The 19,482-nt window shown below is 45.5% G+C and carries 20 protein-coding genes; 13 read left to right on the forward strand and 7 right to left on the reverse strand.

Annotation, left to right across the window (positions count from 1 at the left end):
• Positions 1-38: 38 nt before the first annotated feature.
• From gyrB to dnaA, 6 genes are all read right to left on the reverse strand, one after another.
• Entirely contained in the window at positions 39-1,949 is a 1,911-nt protein-coding gene (gene gyrB / locus MHI54_RS08765; protein ID WP_233134983.1) for a DNA topoisomerase (ATP-hydrolyzing) subunit B, read from the reverse strand.
• 37 nt (positions 1,950-1,986) lie between these two features.
• Positions 1,987-2,232, reverse strand: a complete 246-nt coding sequence (locus MHI54_RS08770; RefSeq protein WP_340081294.1) for an extracellular matrix/biofilm biosynthesis regulator RemA family protein — start codon at positions 2,230-2,232, stop codon at positions 1,987-1,989.
• On the reverse strand, positions 2,232-3,356 hold the full coding sequence (gene recF / locus MHI54_RS08775) for a DNA replication/repair protein RecF (RefSeq protein WP_095215711.1): 1,125 nt from the start codon (positions 3,354-3,356) through the stop codon (positions 2,232-2,234). Before recF ends, MHI54_RS08770 begins: the two co-directional genes overlap by 1 nt.
• A gap of 31 nt (positions 3,357-3,387) precedes the next feature.
• The gene (gene yaaA / locus MHI54_RS08780) at positions 3,388-3,609 is read right to left on the reverse strand and encodes a S4 domain-containing protein YaaA (protein WP_095215712.1); all 222 of its coding nucleotides are present in this window, start codon (positions 3,607-3,609) and stop codon (positions 3,388-3,390) included.
• A gap of 158 nt (positions 3,610-3,767) precedes the next feature.
• On the reverse strand, positions 3,768-4,910 hold the full coding sequence (gene dnaN, locus MHI54_RS08785; protein ID WP_095215713.1) for a DNA polymerase III subunit beta: 1,143 nt from the start codon (positions 4,908-4,910) through the stop codon (positions 3,768-3,770).
• Between the two features lie 188 nt (positions 4,911-5,098).
• Entirely contained in the window at positions 5,099-6,448 is a 1,350-nt protein-coding gene (dnaA, locus tag MHI54_RS08790) for a chromosomal replication initiator protein DnaA (protein WP_095215714.1), read from the reverse strand.
• Between the two features lie 610 nt (positions 6,449-7,058).
• Between dnaA and rpmH the strand changes: the two genes are divergently transcribed.
• From rpmH to MHI54_RS08840, 10 genes are all read left to right on the forward strand, one after another.
• Entirely contained in the window at positions 7,059-7,193 is a 135-nt protein-coding gene (gene rpmH / locus MHI54_RS08795) for a 50S ribosomal protein L34 (protein ID WP_093726343.1), read from the forward strand.
• Positions 7,194-7,392: 199 nt separating this feature from the next.
• Positions 7,393-7,764, forward strand: coding sequence for a ribonuclease P protein component (rnpA, locus tag MHI54_RS08800; protein WP_095215716.1), 372 nt, complete (start codon positions 7,393-7,395; stop codon positions 7,762-7,764).
• A gap of 37 nt (positions 7,765-7,801) precedes the next feature.
• Positions 7,802-8,578 (forward strand): YidC family membrane integrase SpoIIIJ, encoded by a 777-nt coding sequence (gene spoIIIJ, locus MHI54_RS08805; protein WP_095215842.1) that lies wholly within the window; start codon positions 7,802-7,804, stop codon positions 8,576-8,578.
• Positions 8,578-9,219: an RNA-binding cell elongation regulator Jag/EloR gene (jag, locus tag MHI54_RS08810; RefSeq protein ID WP_095215717.1), complete on the forward strand. Its 642-nt coding sequence runs from the start codon at positions 8,578-8,580 to the stop codon at positions 9,217-9,219. Before spoIIIJ ends, jag begins: the two co-directional genes overlap by 1 nt.
• 193 nt (positions 9,220-9,412) lie before the next feature.
• Positions 9,413-10,789 (forward strand): tRNA uridine-5-carboxymethylaminomethyl(34) synthesis GTPase MnmE, encoded by a 1,377-nt coding sequence (gene mnmE / locus MHI54_RS08815; protein WP_095215718.1) that lies wholly within the window; start codon positions 9,413-9,415, stop codon positions 10,787-10,789.
• A 17-nt stretch (positions 10,790-10,806) separates the two neighbouring features.
• Positions 10,807-12,693 carry a tRNA uridine-5-carboxymethylaminomethyl(34) synthesis enzyme MnmG gene (gene mnmG, locus MHI54_RS08820; protein ID WP_095215719.1) on the forward strand — a complete coding sequence of 629 codons (1,887 nt, stop codon included), beginning with the start codon at positions 10,807-10,809 and terminating at the stop codon, positions 12,691-12,693.
• 21 nt (positions 12,694-12,714) lie between these two features.
• Entirely contained in the window at positions 12,715-13,431 is a 717-nt protein-coding gene (gene rsmG / locus MHI54_RS08825; RefSeq protein WP_095215720.1) for a 16S rRNA (guanine(527)-N(7))-methyltransferase RsmG, read from the forward strand.
• 218 nt (positions 13,432-13,649) lie between these two features.
• Complete coding sequence (gene noc, locus MHI54_RS08830; RefSeq protein WP_095215721.1) at positions 13,650-14,501, forward strand: nucleoid occlusion protein; 852 nt, start codon at positions 13,650-13,652, stop codon at positions 14,499-14,501.
• Between the two features lie 146 nt (positions 14,502-14,647).
• On the forward strand, positions 14,648-15,430 hold the full coding sequence (locus tag MHI54_RS08835; RefSeq protein WP_340081296.1) for an AAA family ATPase: 783 nt from the start codon (positions 14,648-14,650) through the stop codon (positions 15,428-15,430).
• The gene (locus MHI54_RS08840) at positions 15,402-16,241 is read left to right on the forward strand and encodes a ParB/RepB/Spo0J family partition protein (protein ID WP_095215723.1); all 840 of its coding nucleotides are present in this window, start codon (positions 15,402-15,404) and stop codon (positions 16,239-16,241) included. The genes MHI54_RS08835 and MHI54_RS08840 overlap by 29 nt, the downstream gene beginning before the upstream one ends.
• 58 nt (positions 16,242-16,299) lie before the next feature.
• Here the strand turns inward: MHI54_RS08840 and yyaC are convergent, their stop codons facing one another.
• Positions 16,300-16,893 (reverse strand): spore protease YyaC, encoded by a 594-nt coding sequence (gene yyaC / locus MHI54_RS08845; RefSeq protein WP_095215724.1) that lies wholly within the window; start codon positions 16,891-16,893, stop codon positions 16,300-16,302.
• 86 nt (positions 16,894-16,979) lie between these two features.
• Between yyaC and MHI54_RS08850 the strand changes: the two genes are divergently transcribed.
• Genes MHI54_RS08850 through MHI54_RS08860 form a run of 3 tightly spaced genes read left to right on the forward strand, consistent with a single transcriptional unit; the run spans position 16,980 to position 19,168 of the window.
• Positions 16,980-17,993 (forward strand): hypothetical protein, encoded by a 1,014-nt coding sequence (locus tag MHI54_RS08850; protein ID WP_340081297.1) that lies wholly within the window; start codon positions 16,980-16,982, stop codon positions 17,991-17,993.
• A 55-nt stretch (positions 17,994-18,048) separates the two neighbouring features.
• On the forward strand, positions 18,049-18,969 hold the full coding sequence (locus MHI54_RS08855) for a mechanosensitive ion channel family protein (protein ID WP_095215726.1): 921 nt from the start codon (positions 18,049-18,051) through the stop codon (positions 18,967-18,969).
• A complete protein-coding gene (locus tag MHI54_RS08860; protein WP_095215727.1) occupies positions 18,962-19,168 on the forward strand; it encodes a DUF951 domain-containing protein in 207 nt (68 codons plus the stop codon). The genes MHI54_RS08855 and MHI54_RS08860 overlap by 8 nt, the downstream gene beginning before the upstream one ends.
• The last annotated feature ends 314 nt before the right edge of the window (positions 19,169-19,482 follow it).

Below are 19,482 nucleotides of genomic sequence, written 5' to 3' on the forward strand. Positions count from 1 at the left end.
AACCTCCTGTCAAATTGCCGGTACCAATTCATGATTGGTCAGATATCTAAATTCTGCACGTTCTGTGCATTTTCTTGTATGAAATTCCGTCTCGGCTCGACTTTGTCACCCATCAGGACATCGAAAATTTGGTCTGCATCGATCGCATCGGCCAAGCTTACTTGAAGCAATGTCCGATTCTCGGGATCCATGGTCGTTTCCCAAAGCTGCTCTGCATTCATCTCTCCCAGACCTTTATAACGCTGGACCCCAGGCTTTGGCATTTTCGGTATTTCGCTCATCACCCGGTCCAGTTCCCGGTCATTGTAGGCATAATAAGCTGTCTTACCTTGCTGGACTTTATAAAGCGGCGGCTGCGCGATGTACACATAGCCGTTCTCGATCAGTGGCCGCATGTAACGATAGAAGAACGTCAGCAGCAGTGTCCGGATATGGGCCCCATCAACGTCCGCATCTGTCATGATGACCAGCTTATGGTAGCGTGCTTTGGAAATATCGAAGTCCTCTCCGATCCCTGTTCCAAGCGCTGTGATCATGGCACGGATTTCGTTATTGGCCAAAATCTTGTCCAATCTTGCTTTTTCCACGTTGATGATTTTCCCGCGCAAAGGCAAAATGGCTTGGAAATGACGGTCACGCCCTTGCTTGGCAGAACCGCCCGCAGAGTCACCCTCTACGACATACAATTCACTGATTGATGCATCCTTGGAAGAACAGTCAGCCAGTTTACCAGGCAAGCTGCTCACTTCCAATGCACCCTTGCGGCGAGTCAGCTCACGGGCACGTTTAGCAGCAATCCGGGCACGTGATGCCATCAGCCCTTTTTCAACGACGATCCGGGCTGTATCGGGATTCTCGAATAAGAATTTGGAAAATAGCTCTGTAAATGCAGCATCCGTTACTTGACGGGCTTCGCTGTTACCGAGTTTGGTTTTGGTCTGCCCTTCGAACTGCGGATCCGGATGCTTGATGGAAATGATGGCAGTCAACCCTTCCCGTACATCATCCCCGGAAAGATTCGGATCATTTTCTTTGAACATATTGTTCTTGCGGGCATAGTCGTTGATTACACGAGTCAGACCCGATTTGAAACCAGCTTCATGCGTCCCGCCTTCATACGTGTGGATATTATTTGCAAAAGAGTAGATACTGCTTGTGTACCCGTCATTGTATTGCAAAGCAATCTCCACAGTGATTTCCGAATCGGTATTCTCTGCATAGAATGGTTCGTGCAGCACTTCTTTGGAACGATTGAGATGCTCCACATAAGAGCGGATACCGCCTTCGTAATGGAAGGTGACAGGCTCTGGATTCTCTTCGCGTTTATCTTCCAGGCTGATTGCCAATCCTTTGTTCAGGAAGGCAAGCTCCCGGATACGGACCAGCAAAGTCTCTTTGTTATATACAGTCGTTTCCGTGAAAATCTCCGGATCCGGCTTGAAATGTGTGATTGTTCCCGTTCTGTCGGATTCACCGATGACTTTGAGATCTCCTTGCGGGACGCCTCTCTCAAAGCTTTGTTCATGGATCTTGCCATCACGGTGGACGGTTACATTCAGATGCGTCGACAAGGCGTTCACGACTGATGCACCTACTCCGTGCAAACCGCCGGAAACCTTGTAGCCTCCGCCGCCGAATTTACCGCCGGCATGCAGTACAGTCATGATCACCTCTACCGCAGGACGGCCGGTCTTCTCATGGGTCCCTACCGGGATACCGCGTCCGTTATCTTCCACAGTGATACTGTTATCTTCTTCGATGGTCACCCGGATATGATCGCAATAGCCAGCAAGTGCTTCATCAATGCTATTATCGACAATTTCCCATACCAGATGGTGCAGACCGCGTTCACTCGTGGATCCGATATACATACCAGGCCGTTTCCGGACGGCTTCCAGTCCTTCCAGCACCTGTATCTGATCTGCATCATACAACTGTTCTTCAGGCATTTTATCTTCCATTGCCATTTCAATCACCTGCATTTCTTTAAGGGTTATCTTCTTCTATCATTCTCGGAACCGATGTATCCGCCCGTTTCTTCAATGTCTGCACCGATAGCGGACTAGAATAGATCCGGTCAGTGGTGACAATGATAGATTTGGCCGATGCATCTTCCGCTTCATCGTTTTCTGCCTGAGCGGGATCGACTGTTTTAGCCGCTTGTCCATATTCCAGGATAGCCACGACGTCTTCAGCCCTGACGACATTATTCCAACCGATCGAAATGAACATCAGATCCCTCCCGATTCACTCACAAGCTTCCCTGATTTTATCGTGAACAGTTCGGCCTGCTTCAATGTTTCATGCTGTATTCCCGATACATTCGTAGTCGAGACAAAGGTCTGGACTTTTCCTTGTATCGTCTCGAGCAGATGGGACTGCCTGCTGTCATCGAGTTCACTCAAGACATCATCCAGCAAAAGAATCGGATAATCCCCGACTTCCCTGTAAATCAGCTCTATCTCGGCAAGCTTCAGCGATAATGCCGTCGTGCGCTGCTGCCCCTGTGAACCGAAAGCCTGAACATCTTTCCCATTCACATAAAAAGACAGGTCATCGCGATGGGGGCCTGCTAGTGTTGTCCCTCTTTCCACTTCACGCGTCCGTAATTCAGAGAATTTCTCCTCATAGGCTATTCTAAGCGTTTCCTTATCGGATTCTTCTGATACGTGCAGATTGGAAAGATATTCTATATCCAGCGTCTCCAGTCCCGTCGTGATGCCCTGATGGATGGGCTGTGCCCATTTACGGAGCAATCCCAGGAAGAGGAAACGTTTTTCTAAAATGATGGCAGCGTGCTCTATCAGCTGCTCCGTCAGCACATCAAGCATGGTCGGGTCAGCTTGGCGCCGCTGCAGGAGCTTCAGCAGATGATTCCGCTGCTTCAATACTTTTTGATATTGTCCAAGATGGTGGATATAGACCGGCTGGATCTGGCCGATCTCCATATCAATAAAACGCCTGCGAATTTGCGGACTGCCTTTCACCAGGTTCAGATCCTCAGGAGCGAACATGACGACATTGAGCGCCCCGATATAATCACTTAGGCGTTTTTGTTCCAGATGATTCAGTTTTGCTTTCTTCCCCTTGGACGATAAGACGATCTCAAGCGGAAAACGCTGCTTCCGCTTCAGGATGTTCCCTTCTATTTTAGCATAATCTTGGTCCCATTGGATAAGTTCTTTATCTTTGGGAGTGCGATGTGATTTGGAAAAGGCAAGCACATAGATGGCCTCCATCAAATTCGTCTTGCCCTGTGCATTCTCACCGATGATCACGTTCACTTTATCGTCGAATTGCAGCTGCAGCTTATCGTAATTCCGATAATGCGTAAGCGTTAGCTCTTGGATATGCATGCTCAGGTCCTTTCTCTATCCGGCAAAGCCGCTATGCCTTTTTGACAACGAATACCTCGGATGTCGCCGGCAGCTCGACACGGTCCTCCGGATAAAGCTTTCTGCCGCGCCTGTTTTCTTGCTCGCCATTCACCAGCACCGGATGATCAGCCAGATACAGCTTGACCATTCCGCCGCTTTCGACAGCATTCACTAGCTTCAGGAATTTCCCAAGCTGGATATATTCCGTGTTGATCTGAATTTCTTCGTTCATTTCCGCTCTCCTAACTTTACGTTGCCTTCTTATCATTTTACTAAAGTATCCACAACTTTGAAAGTTATTTTCATTATGTCCAAACCGCCGGGGCTTCATGTTATGCACAGAAAAAAAGCACCGCCTCCAGGCAGTGCCTTTATCCACATGTGCATAAATCAGTAGGTCCTGACAGGTGTGATCAGCTGCAGCAGATCCTCATCATCGGTAGGACGGATGAGGAATGGGCGCATCGCACCAGTGAATTCGATTTTCACTTGTTCGCTTTCGATGACCTTAAGCGCATCCATCATGTATTTCGCACTGAAACTGATGCGCAGTTCTTCTCCCGAGATTTCCTGGACAGTCACTTCTTCGACGACACGCCCAACTTCCGGGGAATTGGAGCTGATTTCCAGCTGACCAGATTCCTGTGTCACCAGCTTCACCACATTGTTCCTGTTTTCCTTCGCCAAAAGGGATGCCCGATCGATGGAACGAAGCAATTCCTTCGTGTCGATTTGAAGGGATGTTTTGCTTTCAGTCGGGATCAAACGGGATGTATCCGGATAATTCCCTTCCAGCAAACGAGATAGGAAATATAAATGCTTCGTACGGAACAAAATCTGGTTATTCGTGATCCGGATTTCGACAGGATCCTGGTTCTCATCGAGGATTTTGTTCAATTCCGTCAAGCTTTTTCCTGGAATGACTACATTTTGGAAACCTAATGCAGCTTCATTTGTCGAAACAGGGATCCGACGGGATGCCAAACGATGGCTGTCTGTCGCAACAAAATGCAAGTCGTCATCCTGGACACGAACATTCACACCCGTGAGTAAAGGGCGTGTTTCCTGTGTGGATACTGCAAAAACAGTTTCTTTGATGACATTTTTCAGCAAATCGGCAGGCAATTCAAAGCTATCTTCGCTGTGAAGCTTCGGCAGCTGCGGATATTCATCAGCATCCTGGCCATTCAATTTGAATTCAGCACTTCCAGAACGGATGGTCACGTTCAATTGTGCATCAGATTCGATTTCCACCGCATTCATAGGTACTTTCCGAACGATTTCGGGGAAATATTTCGCTTGCAGTACGATACTTCCAGGCTCGATCTGTTCTACATAGACAATGCCGTCTTCTTCTTTTGGGATGAAAGATTCGATGGAAATGTCGGAATCACTGCCTGTCAATGTGATCCCATCTTCTTTTGCTTCGATTTTCATTCCCGTCAAGATCGGAATAGCCGTTCTGGATGAGATTGCTTTGACAACATCCTGAATACTTGCTAAGAGCCGATCACGTTGTATGACAAATTTCATGATAATTGCGTTCCTCCTATGGGGGGTTCTTCTTATTAATTATTATTTATAAAAATACAGTAGCAGTAATAGGGCCTGTGATTATGTGGATAAGTATGAAAAAGCCCTGGAATACCAACAAAAATACCCTGTGGATAAAATGTGAATAAAAAAAGCGTTTATGCACGGTTATCCACAGGGTCCAAGCATCAGAAAGATTTAAGCCTTTCTTTTATCTCATCGATTTCACGCTGCAGTTCTTCATCCTCACTCAATAGTTTGGAGATTTTCTCATGCGCGTGGATCACGGTTGTATGGTCCCGGCCGCCGAATTCTTCTCCGATTTTCGGTAACGAAAAATCAGTCAGCTCCCTTGAGAGGAACATGGCTATCTGGCGAGGGAAAGCAATTGCCTTCGTCCGTTTTTTCGCACTGAATTCTTCCAAGCGGACATTGTAGCGCTCGCCGACTTGCTCCTGGATCGCATGGATCGTGATGACCTTCGGCTTCGAGCTGGGAATGATGTTTTTGAGTGCATCTGCTGCCAGGGAAGCATCAATATCCGAGTTGATAAGGGATGAATAAGCAACAACACGTATAAGGGCACCTTCCAGCTCCCGGATATTGGTATCTATTTGATTGGCAATGTACAGCATGACCTCGTTCGGTATATCCAAGCCCTCCGCCTTCGCTTTTTTACGAAGGATGGCAATGCGTGTCTCCAGATCCGGAGGAGTGATATCGGTGATCAATCCCCATTCAAAACGGGATCGCAGCCGATCTTCCAATGTCGGGATTTCCTTTGGCGGGCGGTCACTGGATATGATGATCTGCTTATTTTCTTCATGCAGGGCATTGAATGTATGGAAGAATTCCTCCTGCGTTTGTTCTTTTCCGGCCAGGAATTGAATATCATCTATGAGCAGGACGTCGATATTGCGGTATTTCGCCCGAAATTCCGCTGTTTTGTTATCCCTGATTGCATTGATGAATTCATTAGTGAACTTTTCAGAGGATAAGTAAACGACCTTTGCGCTTGGATTATGATCCAATACATAATGTCCGATTCCGTGCATCAAGTGGGTTTTGCCAAGACCGACGCCACCATAGATGAATAACGGGTTATATGCTTTGGCAGGTGCTTCGGCAACAGCCAGGGAAGCAGCATGCGCAAATCGGTTACCCGAGCCGATCACGAAAGTATCGAATGTATATTTGCTATTCAGCATGCTTTTTGGTGATTCTGTCAGGGTGTCACTTGCCGCTGATTTCTGAGGCATCGGCTGGCGGATGATTTCCTCCTCCTGCTGAAATTCCGGAATGATGAATTTTGTCTGCAGGCGATTGCCGGTCACTTCGTAAAGTGTATCCCCGATCAGCGAGGAGTAGCTGCTTTCCAGCCAATCCCTGGCGAACTCGTTGGGAGCTTTGATCACTAATGTATCTTCTTCCAGTGCATAGGCCTGGGTATTTTTCAGCCATGTATCGAAGCTGGGCTTGCTTATCCGCTTCTCGATTGCTTGTAAGGTTTTTTTCCATAAATCTTGAATATTGTCCAACAGGCATCCCCCTTTCTGAGAAAAAATGAAAGAAGCAGTCACTTTCGATTAAGGAACTGCATCATGATAGGTAGTAAAAGGCCTTTTCAAGACATGCAAACAGAATTTTACGCATGCAAAAAGGCCGTGCACATAATTATATGGATGTGGATAAAAAATCCGCAGAATAGCGGTGTTGGAACGACTTTTTCAGTTGCTCACATATCTGTTGATAACTGCATCTACAAGCCTGTGAATAGATGTCCACAGTTTATCCACAATCTGTGGATAATGGATTTCCCCAATCGGTTTATCCAATCATTAAAACACAGATATGATAACAGAATAATCCTTGTCTTGCAATGCTTAATCGACACTTATCCACAAATGCCGGCGATTGTAGACAAAAAGTATCCACAGCATGCGATTATGTGTGTAAGCTGTCGAAAACTTGTGTGGAAAAAGTTATGCACAGGGTTACTAGATTAACATGGCTTGTGGATAAAAGGAAGACGGGATACAGCAAAAATGATAGGTTGACATGTCCGCTTACTTTTACGTATAATGTTCAAGACTGTCTATGACCTTTCGCTATATTTTTTTATATATCCTCGAGGGAGGTGTTTTATATATGAAACGTACATTCCAACCTAATAACCGTAAAAGAAAAAAAGTACACGGCTTCCGTGAGCGTATGAGCACAAAAAACGGACGTAAAGTTCTAGCTCGTCGTCGTCGTAAAGGAAGAAAAGTATTGTCTGCATAAGGCCACTTACGTATGTAGTGGTCTTTTTGACTTTATATACTGATCAGTGGAACAGACGCAGCTTGCTAGCTGTGCTTTTACAAAGAGTGGAGAAGGAGAATAAACTACAAGCTTAAATGCCGCGTTTATTCTCCTTCTTTCAAATTGAACACTATTTGATGAACATTATTTCAAATAGGCATGCTTGAGGGGACCCTCCATGAAGAAAGAATATCGAATCAAAAAGAATGAAGCATTTCAGGAAGTGTTCCAGAAGGGGAGCTCTTTTGCGAACCGCCAGCTCGTTCTATATTATAAGAGGCAGGAAACAGCGGATACGCATTTTCGCATCGGCCTGTCTGTCAGCAAGAAACTTGGAAACGCTGTTATGCGGAATAAGATAAAGCGCTATTTGAGACAAGCCTTTCATGAACTGGATGAGCAAGTTGTACAAGGATATGATTTTATCGTCATTGCCAGGCAGCCAGCGAAGGATATGACTTATCAGGAACTGAAAAAAAGTTTGATCCACGTGCTTTGGAAATCACATCTGCTGAAACAGCCAAATAGAAAACAAAAAGAGAAGCAATAGGGAAAGTCTTATGCAAGGAAGTTAAGGAGGAAACATGGTGCGTAAAAAAGGTTTATTAGTATTGGCACTCGTGCTGCTCGTCGCTGCCTTGGCAGGCTGTGCACCGAGCACCGATCCAATCACTTCTGAAAGTACCGGGTTTTGGAATCAATACTTCATCTACCCGCTATCTTGGCTGATCACTTATTTTGCTAACTTGACGGGAGAAAACTTCGGTCTTGGGATCATCATCGTTACTGTGATCATCCGTTTGATTTTGCTGCCATTGAACATCAAGCAGCTGAAAAGCTCGAAAGCGATGCAGGAAATTCAGCCAGAACTAAAAGCGTTGCAGCAAAAATACAGCTCCAAAGATGCGAACACGCAGCAAAAGCTGCAGCAGGAAACAATGCAGCTCTTCCAGCGTCACGGTGTGAACCCGCTGGCAGGATGTCTGCCGATCATCGTGCAGATGCCGATCTTGCTTGCCTTCTATCAGGCAATCAGCCGGACGGAAGCCATCAAGGAGCATAACTTCCTCTGGGTACAGCTTGGAAACCCGGATCCATATTTCATCCTGCCGCTCATTGCAGGTTTGGCAACATTCCTGCAGCAGAAATTAATGATGGCAGGTAACTCAGCAATGGGAGCAAATCCGCAAATGACGATGATGCTTTACATCATGCCAGTCATGATCACTGTATTTGCATTATTCCTCCCATCTGCTTTGGCTTTGTACTGGGTAGTAGGTAACGTCTTCATGGTGGCGCAGACATTGCTCATCAATAAGCCGATGATGGCGAAGAACAAAGCTCAGGCAGACAGCAAGAAATAATGAAGCAGCTGACTGCTCGCGGTAAAACCGTAGAAGATGCAATTCAATCGGCATTACAGCAGTTGCGCGTTTCGAAAGAGGAAGTCGAAGTGGCTGTCATCGATGAAGGAAGCAAAGGTTTCCTCAATTTGTTCGGTGCCAAACCGGCAGTTGTCAGGGTGGCAGTAAAGCAGACAGACTATGTACAAGCAGCAAAAGAATATTTGGAAAGTATCATCCGTCATTTGCATCCCGATGCAGAGGCAGAGATCACTTCCGTTAAGAAAAAGCATGTGATGTTCGCGATCAGTGGTAATGATCTCGGCATATTGATCGGAAAAAGGGGACAGACGCTGAATGCGCTGGAAGTGCTGGTCGAACAATTCCTGCATCAGCAAAAAGCATATCATTTCACCGTTACCGTCGATGCGGAAGGATATCGGACAAGAAGACGGGAAACGCTTGAAACGCTGGCTGTCCAAGCAGCCAATAAGGCTTTGGCGCTGCGAAAAGCGGTGCCTCTTGATCCAATGCCGGCCAGTGAACGGAAGATCATCCATGCAGCAATTCAGAAACAAAAAGGTGTCGAAACGGATTCGAAAGGGAAGGAACCGAATCGCTATATCGTCATCCAACCAGCAAAAGAAAAGTCTTGGCAATGATGCCAAGGCTTTTTTTGCTTCTATTCACATGTGGATAACCGACCTCCGACGGGAGAAGGTATTTTTTCGTGTGGATATCTTTCTTTTTGCTGGTCACCGTGCTATTCTTATAAGTTAGTGAGTAAAAACTTAATCATGGCGATATGCTGTGGATAAATAGATAGATAAGAAAAGACAGAAAGAGGTGAAGCAGATGCAGAATGATACAATAGCGGCGATATCGACTCCTGTCGGGGAAGGTGCAATTGCCATTGTACGGCTGAGTGGGGCAGAGGCAGTTGCGATTGCTGCCAAGCTATTCGATGGCAAGAAGCTGACCGATGTGCCGAGTCACACGATTCATTACGGAAAGCTGATTGACCCGGCAACTGGAGAAGTTGCAGAAGAAGTGATGGTATCGGTCATGAAGGCGCCGAAAACATTCACACGGGAAGATGTAGTCGAAATAAACTGTCATGGTGGGCTTGTTTCTGTCAACCGTGTACTGGAGCTCGCGCTGCAGGAAGGGGCCCGGCTGGCGGAGCCTGGTGAATTCACCAAAAGGGCATTCCTGAATGGGCGGATTGATTTATCCCAGGCAGAGGCTGTCATGGACCTTATTCGTGCAAAAACAGATCGGGCGATGAATGTTGCCCTTAAACAGATGGATGGAAGACTATCCCGCCTGATTCAAAAGCTGCGCCAGGAGTTATTGGAAACGGTAGCGCATGTTGAGGTGAATATCGATTATCCGGAGTATGATGATGTGGAAGAGATGTCACACAACATGATGATCGAAAAAACGCAATATGTTTATGAAGAGATAGAGAATCTGCTCGAAATGGCCAAGCAGGGGAAGATACTGCGGGAAGGGTTGGCAACAGCGATCATCGGCCGCCCGAATGTCGGAAAATCTTCCTTGATGAATGCCCTTGTGCATGAGAATAAGGCAATTGTCACAGAAATAGCAGGTACCACACGAGATGTCATCGAAGAATATGTCAATGTGCGCGGAGTGCCTTTGAAGCTGGTCGATACAGCTGGAATTCGTGAAACAGAGGATATCGTGGAGCGAATCGGTGTAGACCGTTCCCGTCAGGTTTTGAAGCAAAGTGATCTCATTTTGCTTGTGCTGAACTATGGAGAAGCATTATCCGATGAGGACCGGCAATTATTTGAAGCTGTTGCTGGGCTTGATGTCATCGTCATCGTCAACAAAACGGATCTGCCCCGGCAGATTGATTTGGAAGAAGTCCGTCAGCTGGCAGGCGATAGACCGGTGATCACGACAGCACTGATTGAAGAAAAAGGAATCGACGAATTGGAGCTTGCCATCAAAGATACTTTCTTTGCAGGGGAAATCGATGGAGGCGACTTAAGTTATATATCGAATGTAAGGCATATCCAGCTGTTGAAGCAGGCATTATCTTCGCTTAAGGAAGCGATGAATGGCATCGAAATGCAAATGCCGATGGATATCGTCCAAATAGATGTCACAAGAACATGGGAATTGCTCGGTGAAATCATCGGGGATACCGTGCATGATAGTTTGATCGATCAACTGTTTTCACAGTTTTGCTTAGGAAAATAAAAAAGGAGAGAATGAACATGACATACGATGCTGGGCATTATGATGTCATTGTCATAGGCGCAGGACATGCCGGCTGTGAAGCGGGTGTGGCGGCTGCGAAAATGGGTGCCAATACATTGATGCTATCCATGAACCTTGACATGACAGGATTCATGCCATGTAATCCATCCGTCGGCGGCCCTGCAAAAGGTGTAGTGGTGCGCGAAATCGATGCACTCGGCGGTGTGATGGGTAAAGTGATCGATAAAACATATATCCAAATGCGCATGCTCAACACAGGTAAGGGTCCTGCAGTTCGTGCATTGCGAGCACAAGCGGATAAGCCGCTATATATCACTGAAATGAAAAAAACCTTGGAAAGCCAGGAAAACCTGACATTGCGTCAAGGTATGGTCGAACGTCTTATCATCGAGGATGGCGTCTGCAAAGGTGTCATCACGGAAACGAAAGCGGCATACTACGCCAAGACTGTTGTCATCACAACAGGGACGTTCATGCGCGGACGCGTCATCATCGGGGATATTTCCTATGAGAGCGGTCCGAACAATCAGCGTGCATCTGTTACGTTGTCGGAGCACCTCGAAGAACTAGGTTTGGAAATGGTTCGTTTCAAAACTGGCACACCGCCGCGTGTTAACAGCCGTTCCATCGACTATTCCAAAACGGAGATTCAGCCGGGTGATGAAGAACCGCTTGCATTCTCTTATGAAACAACGGAATTCATCACGGATCAGATCCCTTGCTGGCTGACATACACGAATGAATTCACACACAATATCATCAATGAAAATCTAGGTCTGTCCGCCATGTATTCTGGTATGATCAAAGGAACAGGACCACGCTACTGCCCATCCATCGAGGATAAAGTAGTCCGTTTCAACGATAAACCGCGCCACCAGATTTTCTTGGAGCCGGAAGGTCGGAATACGGAGGAAGTGTATGTCCAAGGATTGTCCACTTCCTTGCCGGAATATGTCCAAAAAGAAATGCTGCAAACAATCCCTGGTTTGGAAAACGCGGAAATCATGCGTGCCGGCTATGCAATCGAGTATGATGCAATGGTTCCGACACAGCTCTGGCCGACTTTGGAAACGAAAAAAATCCCAGGTCTTTTCACAGCTGGCCAAATTAATGGAACCTCCGGCTATGAAGAAGCATCCGGCCAAGGAATCATGGCTGGCATCAACGCCGCAGCCAAAGCACTTGGCAAAGATCCGGTCATCCTGGACCGCTCCCAAGCTTATATCGGTGTCATGATCGATGATTTGGTGACAAAAGGAACAAACGAACCTTATCGTCTGTTGACATCACGTGCGGAATACCGCTTGCTTCTTCGTCATGATAATGCGGATATGCGTCTGACCGAGCTTGGTCATCAAATAGGGATGATAAGTGACGAACGCTACGCACGTTTCCAGGAGAAAAAACGCCTGATTGAAGAAGAACGGAAACGCTTGGAAGGAATCATCATCAAAACAGAACCGCATGTACTGAAGCTGATGGACGAAGTGGGATCCGTGATGAAAGAAGCACAGCGAGCATCCGACCTATTGAAACGTCCTGAGGTCAAATACAGCTTGATCGAAAAAATCGTTCCTGCAGATAAAGATCTGCCAGCAGATGTAAAAGAACAAGTTGAAATCCAGACGAAGTATGAAGGCTATATCACGAAATCCATGCAGCAAGTAGAGCGCATGAAACGCATGGAAGATAAGAAGATACCTGATACGATCAATTATGATGATGTCAGCGGTCTGGCAACAGAGGCCCGTGAGAAATTGAAGAAAGTTCGCCCGCTATCGGTGGGTCAGGCTTCCCGGATTTCCGGTGTGAATCCTGCTGATGTTTCCATCCTGCTCGTATATATCGAACAAGGCGGACATGTAAAAGCAGCGAACCAATAATCTGTCGAAAAGAGGTACAGAATGAACCAAGCAGATTTTCTACAACAATTGGATCAGCAAGGTATCACGTTATCCGAACAGCAGCAAAAACAACTGGAGGATTACTTTCATCTTTTGGTCGAATGGAATGAAAAGATGAATCTGACAGCTATCACAGAAAAAGAAGAAGTGTACTTAAAGCACTTCTACGACTCGATTTCCGCTGCATTCTTCTACGATTTCAAAGGAAATGAAAGTATCTGTGATGTCGGAGCGGGAGCGGGATTTCCATCCATCCCGCTAAAGATCGTCTTTCCGGAACTGAAGGTGACGATTGTCGACTCGCTCAAGAAGCGGATTACATTCCTTAATGAGCTTGCATCGAAGCTTGGCTTGTCCAATGTCGCTTTTTATCATGACCGGGCAGAGAATTTCGGGAAGAATGACACTTTCCGGGAATCATTCGATTTGGTCACGGCAAGAGCAGTTGCACGGATGTCCGTATTGTCGGAGCTTTGTCTGCCGCTTTGCCGTGTGAAGGGTCATTTTATCGCCATGAAAGGGCCAAGCCTGGAAACGGAATTGCGTGAAGCGGAACCGGCAATGGAGCTGCTGGGGGGCGAATTGGTGGAGAGTCATACATTCGATCTGCCGGAAGAAGGCGGAGAACGAAATATCGCCATCATTGCCAAACGTCGCAAGACACCTAAGAAGTATCCTCGTAAAGCAGGGGTTCCCAACCGTGAACCAATTGTTTAAATACAAGAAAATTAGTGGATGAAGTGCCACACAAGCTTACCATTCTCACCCAATCTATGATAAAATAGTAGATAAGGAACTGGCTCGGCTTATGTTAAGCGCAGCAGCTTCTACAGTAGAACTGCTGCGCCTTTTTATACATGTTTCACGTGAAACATTTACTATTCCTTATGTACCTGCTTGTTAGATTAGGATTGTAAAAAAGGTGGTGTCTGAGGATGTTACACCCTTTCAGCCGCATTTTTGGGCTAGGTGATAAATCGGATTCAGCAGAAACGGAAAACGATGCACATCAGGACGAAGTAGTAAACCTTCGGGTTCAGGATATTGTCCCGAACCAATACCAGCCAAGAACCGTTTTCCAGGAGGAAAAAATCAAAGAACTGGCTCAGACGATCCGTACGCATGGCATCATCCAGCCAATTGTTGTCCGGAAAAATGCTGAGGGCAGCTATGAATTGATTGCAGGTGAACGCCGCTGGCGAGCAGTCCAGTCTTTGGAATGGGAAACTGTGCCTGCCATCATTCGTGACATGTCGGATACAGAGACAGCTTCTGTAGCATTGATAGAAAACTTGCAGCGGGAAGAGCTGACAGTCATCGAGGAAGCACTTGCATATGAGCGTTTGCTCGAGCTGCACTCCTTGACCCAGGAAGCATTGGCGCAGCGTCTCGGCAAAAGTCAATCCACTATTGCCAATAAGATGCGATTATTAAAGCTGCCAGAATCCGTACAGCAGGCTTTACTGGAAAAGAAAATTACCGAGCGGCATGCTCGTGCGCTTATTGTGTTGAAAGACGCAGAAAAGCAAGAGTTGATTTTGCAGGAAATCATCGACAAGGAATTGAATGTAAAAGAAACAGAGGCACGCATCGCCCGTATCAGGAATGCTCAACCGAAAAAGAAACGTCCTAAGCTAAAGGGTGTCAATAAGGATATGCGCATTGCCATGAATACGATTCGCCAATCGCTTTCCATGGTCTCCGACACAGGCATCAACTTAGAAACAGAAGAAGAAGACCTGGATGATTATTATCAAATTACAATTAAAATACCGAAAAAGTCATGAATAATCTCCCATGGGATCCCCATCTTTCAATAAGATGGGTTTTTATATAGGAAAAGGGAGCTAACTTTTCAAAATCTTGAATTTATCCGTCGGTCTCTATGAAAAAATGATAGAATAAATGTATTGAGTTTGAGGTAGGTGACACCATGGGCAAAGTAATCGCAATCGCAAATCAAAAGGGCGGTGTAGGAAAAACAACCTCCAGCGTCAATTTGAGTGCTTGCCTGGCTTTTTTAGGAAATAAAGTATTGCTTGTAGACATTGACCCGCAAGGAAATGCTACAAGCGGTGTTGGTGTGAACAAAGCAGATGTCGAGAATTGTGTATACAACGTTCTAGTTGAGGATATGGAGGCTGAAAAAGTCCTAGTGTCAACTGCTGTTGATAATCTGGACGTCATCCCGGCGACCATTCAGCTTGCTGGAGCCGAGATCGAGCTGGTACCGACGATCTCAAGGGAAGTCCGGCTGAAAAAGGCGATTGATAGTGTGAAAGATGATTATGATTATGTCATCATCGATTGTCCGCCTTCTTTGGGACTGCTGACTTTGAATTCACTGACAGCAGCAGATTCTGTCCTCATCCCTGTCCAATGCGAATATTATGCATTAGAAGGGCTGAGTCAGCTATTGAATACCATTCGTCTTGTCCAGAAGCATTTGAACAAGCATTTGATGATTGAAGGCGTATTGCTGACGATGCTGGATGCTCGTACCAATCTAGGTATCCAAGTCATTGAAGAAGTGAAGAAATATTTCCAGGATAAAGTGTATCAGTCAATCATTCCGAGAAATGTGCGGCTGGGCGAAGCACCAAGTTATGGTCAGCCGATCATTATTTATGATCCGAAGTCGCGTGGAGCAGATGTTTATTTAGACTTAGCAAAGGAAGTGATGGCGCATGGCCAAAGGGTTGGGGAAAGGTCTTAATGCTTTCTTTCCGGAATTGGAAATGAAGGAAGAAGATCAGATTCAGGAAATTGCAATCAATGAATGCCGCGCGAACCCATATCAACCGCGTAAAGTCTTCTCTGCTGATGCCATTGAGGAATTGAAGCAATCCATTCAGGAATACGGCATCCTGCAGCCACTTATTGTCCGTAAAAGCATCAAAGGTTATGAAATAGTAGCAGGGGAAAGAAGATACCGTGCTGCAAAGGCTGCAGGTATGAAAAAAGTGCCCGTAATCGTCAAAACACTCGATGATGAAAAGATGATGGAACTTGCTTTGTTGGAAAACCTGCAAAGGGAAGATCTCACGCCGATCGAAGAAGCGCAAGCTTATTCCAATTTGATGAAAGAATTGGATATCACGCAAGATATCTTAGCAAGGCGATTAGGAAAAAGCCGGTCACATATAGCGAATCTCATTCGTTTATTGACACTTCCGCCTGAAATAAGTGATCTTATCAATCAAGGCAAGCTTTCGATGGGGCATGGGCGTGCCCTGTTAGGTCTGAAGGATAAAAAGAAATTGCAGCCGCTGGTTGAAAAAATACAAAATGAATCACTGAATGTCCGGCAGGTGGAACAGCTCATTATGAAGCTGAACAAAAATCTGCCTGAGCCCGAAAAGAAGAAACCCGTAAAGGATATATTTCTTGCCCAGACTGAGTCACAGCTGCGGAACCAATTAGGGACAGATGTAACAATTCATCGCGGCAAACGAAAAGGGAAGATTGAAATCCGATTCTTCTCTGATGAAGATTTAGAACGCATCTTAAATGTATTAAATAAATAAAAGCCAATAGGAGCGCACGCTTCTTTTGGCTTTTTTTGTTTGTTTCACGTGAAACATATCAATTTTCGGCGGCTGTTGTGTCGGAAGATAAAAGTGGTGCTTGTTTACGATCGATAGCAAGTAAAAGTGCACTGATTTTATATGCAAGCTGCATGACAAGATGCAAGCGTGTATTTTGCAGTACAAAATACTCCATATCCCCGCTGGCATTAACGATACCGGTTATTTGAGCATCCCCAACGGCAGGAAGGTCCTTTTTCAATGCCGCCCCCGGTCTCAGAGGTGTAGGAGAAACAATGATGGAACCTATGGAAGTCGTCCTTCCCAGGCAAGCGTCAATCGCGATCATAAAAGCATTTGGATGCTTTTCCGTAATCATTTGCATACGTTCCACCAGATTGACGGCATGGACAGGCGATTCCAGTGTTCCATATACTTGGAGCCTATTCAATGGCTTTTCTGTCAGGAATGACCCAATGATCGGTCCTAATGCATCTCCAGTCGAACGATCCGTGCCGATGCAAAGAACAACAATATCTTGGTCGTCAGGAATCCATGAGCTGATTGTTTCATAAGCTTTACTTATAAGAAGGGGGTCTTGGTAGTCACAGCGGAACTCCTTTTTTTTCGTAAATATTCTCTTCAGGCTCATAGCTTATCCTCCATACACATATTGGTAATAGTATATAGCTTTTCTACTTTTTCTATACGTGTTCATATGAAATTGGAGGGACTGTGATGTGGGCTGCTGGGATGAAATGGATGTTTTTGATATTGGCGACATTGATTGGAGCCGGATATGCGTCAGGAAGGGAGATCTGGCAATTTTTCGGCTATGAAAGTGGACTGGCTATCGTTATTTTCACCGTATTATTTTCAATATGCTGCTATGTCATCCTGCATATCAGCTTCACTGAGAAGAGCACCCATTACTTTCCAGTATTGGAGCGGCTGGTGGGCAGAAGATTGGCTGCCCTCTATGATGTACTGATCGTTTTCTATTTGTTTACAGTGACAGTCGTCATGATTGCTGCTGGAGGTGCTACAGGTACGATGTATCATATTCCGAACTGGCTTGGCATCCTCTTCATTTCGCTTATGATCATTCTGATCTTCGTATCGAATGTTGAAGGCGTTGTTTCCATGAATAGCTATATCCTGCCTATTTTAGTCGGCGGTCTCGTCATCGTGCTTTTAGTCTATACGAAACATGAACAGATCGATTTGCTTGGTGATTGGCGTGAACAAGCAAATTGGCGGGCAGCATTTCCATTTACGGCGCTGAATATCCTTCCTGTCGTTGCCGTCATAGGAGCAATCGGTAAACAAATGAAAGTGAAGGGGGAATTATGGATTGCAAGCATCGGCAGCGGGCTCATCATTGGTGCTCTTACATATTTGTACAATAATGACCTGATGCATATAAGTCATGCAATCCCAAATTATGATATACCGCTATTCTATATCTTGAAGAATTATCCCTCTTTCGTTTTGATCGGAATCAGTATCGTGTTATGGCTCGCCATCTATACATCAGCTGTTTCGGGAGTACTTGGCATCGTCTCGAGATTCCAAACAAAGTGGAGGGGACCGCTCTGGCTGCAAGCTGCTGTTCTTATCATAATGATGCTGCCACTGACTCAGCTCGGCTTTACAGACTTGATAGCTTTGATGTACCCGCTTTTTGGGTTTGCTAATCTTTATATTCTTTCGGCAATCCTCGTATATCCCTTACTAAAACGTACAAAATGAAATAGATATTTGATAATATATAAAGAAAACAAATGGACGAGGAGATACACACATCATGAATGTAGAGGAGCAATGGACCAGTATTTTCGATTATTTGACGAGTGCCGAGCTCTGGACCAGCATTGGTTTTGTAGTATTGAAGATAGTTATGATCATTATATTGTCCATGGTGGTCGTACGTGTGGCCAATAATATTGTGGAGAGGACTTTCAATAATTCTTTGAGGGAAAAGGCTAATCTCAAGTCGCCGATAGTCTCGGAACGTCGAGAGAAAACATTAAAAAAATTGATTCAAAATGTAATCACCTATGTTGTGTACTTCACTGCTGTAGTGATGGTGTTGTCACAGCTTGGCTTAAATATAGGAGCGTTGATAGCAAGTGCAGGAGTCGCCGGCTTGGCTATCGGTTTCGGTGCACAAAGCTTGGTGAAGGATGTAATCAGCGGTTTCTTCATCATTTTTGAGAATCAATTTTCCGTAGGCGATAATATTCAGACAGCCGGAATCAGGGGAGACGTTGAAGAAATTGGCTTGCGTACATGTAAGATACGAAACTGGACAGGCGAATTGCACATCATACCGAATGGTAATATTACGCAAGTCACCAATTTCTCTGTGCATAACAGTTTAGGGGTATTGGATATCAACGTTCCATATGAGGCTGATTTGCAACTGGCTGAAGAAGTCATCATGCAGGTATTATTGGAGCTGCCGGCCGAATACCCGGAAATTCAATCAACACCGCAGTTGTTAGGAGTGGAGACTTTATCTACTTCGCATATCGTCCTGCGCGCCATCATTGAGACGTTACCGATGGAACATTTTGGTGTGGCCCGGGAAGCAAGAAACCGGATCAAAACAAAATTACTGGAACGAAATATCAGTATTCCAGCTCCTAGACTGGTCATGTATAATAAACAAGAAGCAGAAGAACTCATGAAGGAAAATGCCATAAGGGGGAGTGCTCGTGAATGACAAAGTCTATCAGCTGAATGATGTGGTGCAAATGAAAAAGGCCCATCCATGCGGCGAAAATCGCTGGAAAATCATCCGATTGGGAATGGATATCCGGATTAAATGTGAAGGCTGCGGTCATAGCGTGCTCATTCCTCGGAAAAAATTCGAGACAAAGATGAAAAAAGTTTTGGAGCACGCAGAAGAACCGACAAATTAATATGACTTGTTTCACGTGAAACATAGAAGCCTGGCTGATGTTGTCATCGGACAGGCTTTTTTATTCTGTAAAATCGTTTTACTGCAATCAATAAGTATATAAATGACTAAAATCCTTACATATTTTTGCTGTTTCATACAGAATAGTGTACTCTAGAAGTACGTATGTTTACTTGGACAAAGTAAGGGAAAACTGGCATGCTAAGCGTAAGTCAGTTACCGGTGCTGCCCCATCTTCCCTGTCCCTGGGCGGAGTGTTCAGTAAGCAGATCTATATTGGTTCGCTGTGTTCGATGAAAAGCGGCCAGGACACTT

The sequence above is a fragment of the Terribacillus sp. FSL K6-0262 genome, assembly GCF_037977385.1.
Lineage (GTDB): Bacteria > Bacillota > Bacilli > Bacillales > Amphibacillaceae > Terribacillus.

What these genes read in the sequence shown, in the direction of transcription:
- dnaN (WP_095215713.1), bottom strand. Translation starts at nt 4,910, where the DNA reads ATGAAATTTGTCATACAACGTGATCGGCTCTTAGCAAGTATTCAGGAT.
- mnmE (WP_095215718.1), top strand. Translation starts at nt 9,413, where the DNA reads ATGCAGAATGATACAATAGCGGCGATATCGACTCCTGTCGGGGAAGGT.
- rsmG (WP_095215720.1), top strand. Translation starts at nt 12,715, where the DNA reads ATGAACCAAGCAGATTTTCTACAACAATTGGATCAGCAAGGTATCACG.
- MHI54_RS08855 (WP_095215726.1), top strand. Translation starts at nt 18,049, where the DNA reads ATGAATGTAGAGGAGCAATGGACCAGTATTTTCGATTATTTGACGAGT.
- MHI54_RS08840 (WP_095215723.1), top strand. Translation starts at nt 15,402, where the DNA reads ATGGCCAAAGGGTTGGGGAAAGGTCTTAATGCTTTCTTTCCGGAATTG.
- recF (WP_095215711.1), bottom strand. Translation starts at nt 3,356, where the DNA reads ATGCATATCCAAGAGCTAACGCTTACGCATTATCGGAATTACGATAAG.
- rpmH (WP_093726343.1), top strand. Translation starts at nt 7,059, where the DNA reads ATGAAACGTACATTCCAACCTAATAACCGTAAAAGAAAAAAAGTACAC.
- MHI54_RS08770 (WP_340081294.1), bottom strand. Translation starts at nt 2,232, where the DNA reads ATGTTCATTTCGATCGGTTGGAATAATGTCGTCAGGGCTGAAGACGTC.
- yyaC (WP_095215724.1), bottom strand. Translation starts at nt 16,893, where the DNA reads ATGAGCCTGAAGAGAATATTTACGAAAAAAAAGGAGTTCCGCTGTGAC.
- yaaA (WP_095215712.1), bottom strand. Translation starts at nt 3,609, where the DNA reads ATGAACGAAGAAATTCAGATCAACACGGAATATATCCAGCTTGGGAAA.
- gyrB (WP_233134983.1), bottom strand. Translation starts at nt 1,949, where the DNA reads ATGCCTGAAGAACAGTTGTATGATGCAGATCAGATACAGGTGCTGGAA.
- MHI54_RS08835 (WP_340081296.1), top strand. Translation starts at nt 14,648, where the DNA reads ATGGGCAAAGTAATCGCAATCGCAAATCAAAAGGGCGGTGTAGGAAAA.
- rnpA (WP_095215716.1), top strand. Translation starts at nt 7,393, where the DNA reads ATGAAGAAAGAATATCGAATCAAAAAGAATGAAGCATTTCAGGAAGTG.
- mnmG (WP_095215719.1), top strand. Translation starts at nt 10,807, where the DNA reads ATGACATACGATGCTGGGCATTATGATGTCATTGTCATAGGCGCAGGA.
- jag (WP_095215717.1), top strand. Translation starts at nt 8,578, where the DNA reads ATGAAGCAGCTGACTGCTCGCGGTAAAACCGTAGAAGATGCAATTCAA.
- noc (WP_095215721.1), top strand. Translation starts at nt 13,650, where the DNA reads ATGTTACACCCTTTCAGCCGCATTTTTGGGCTAGGTGATAAATCGGAT.
- MHI54_RS08850 (WP_340081297.1), top strand. Translation starts at nt 16,980, where the DNA reads ATGTGGGCTGCTGGGATGAAATGGATGTTTTTGATATTGGCGACATTG.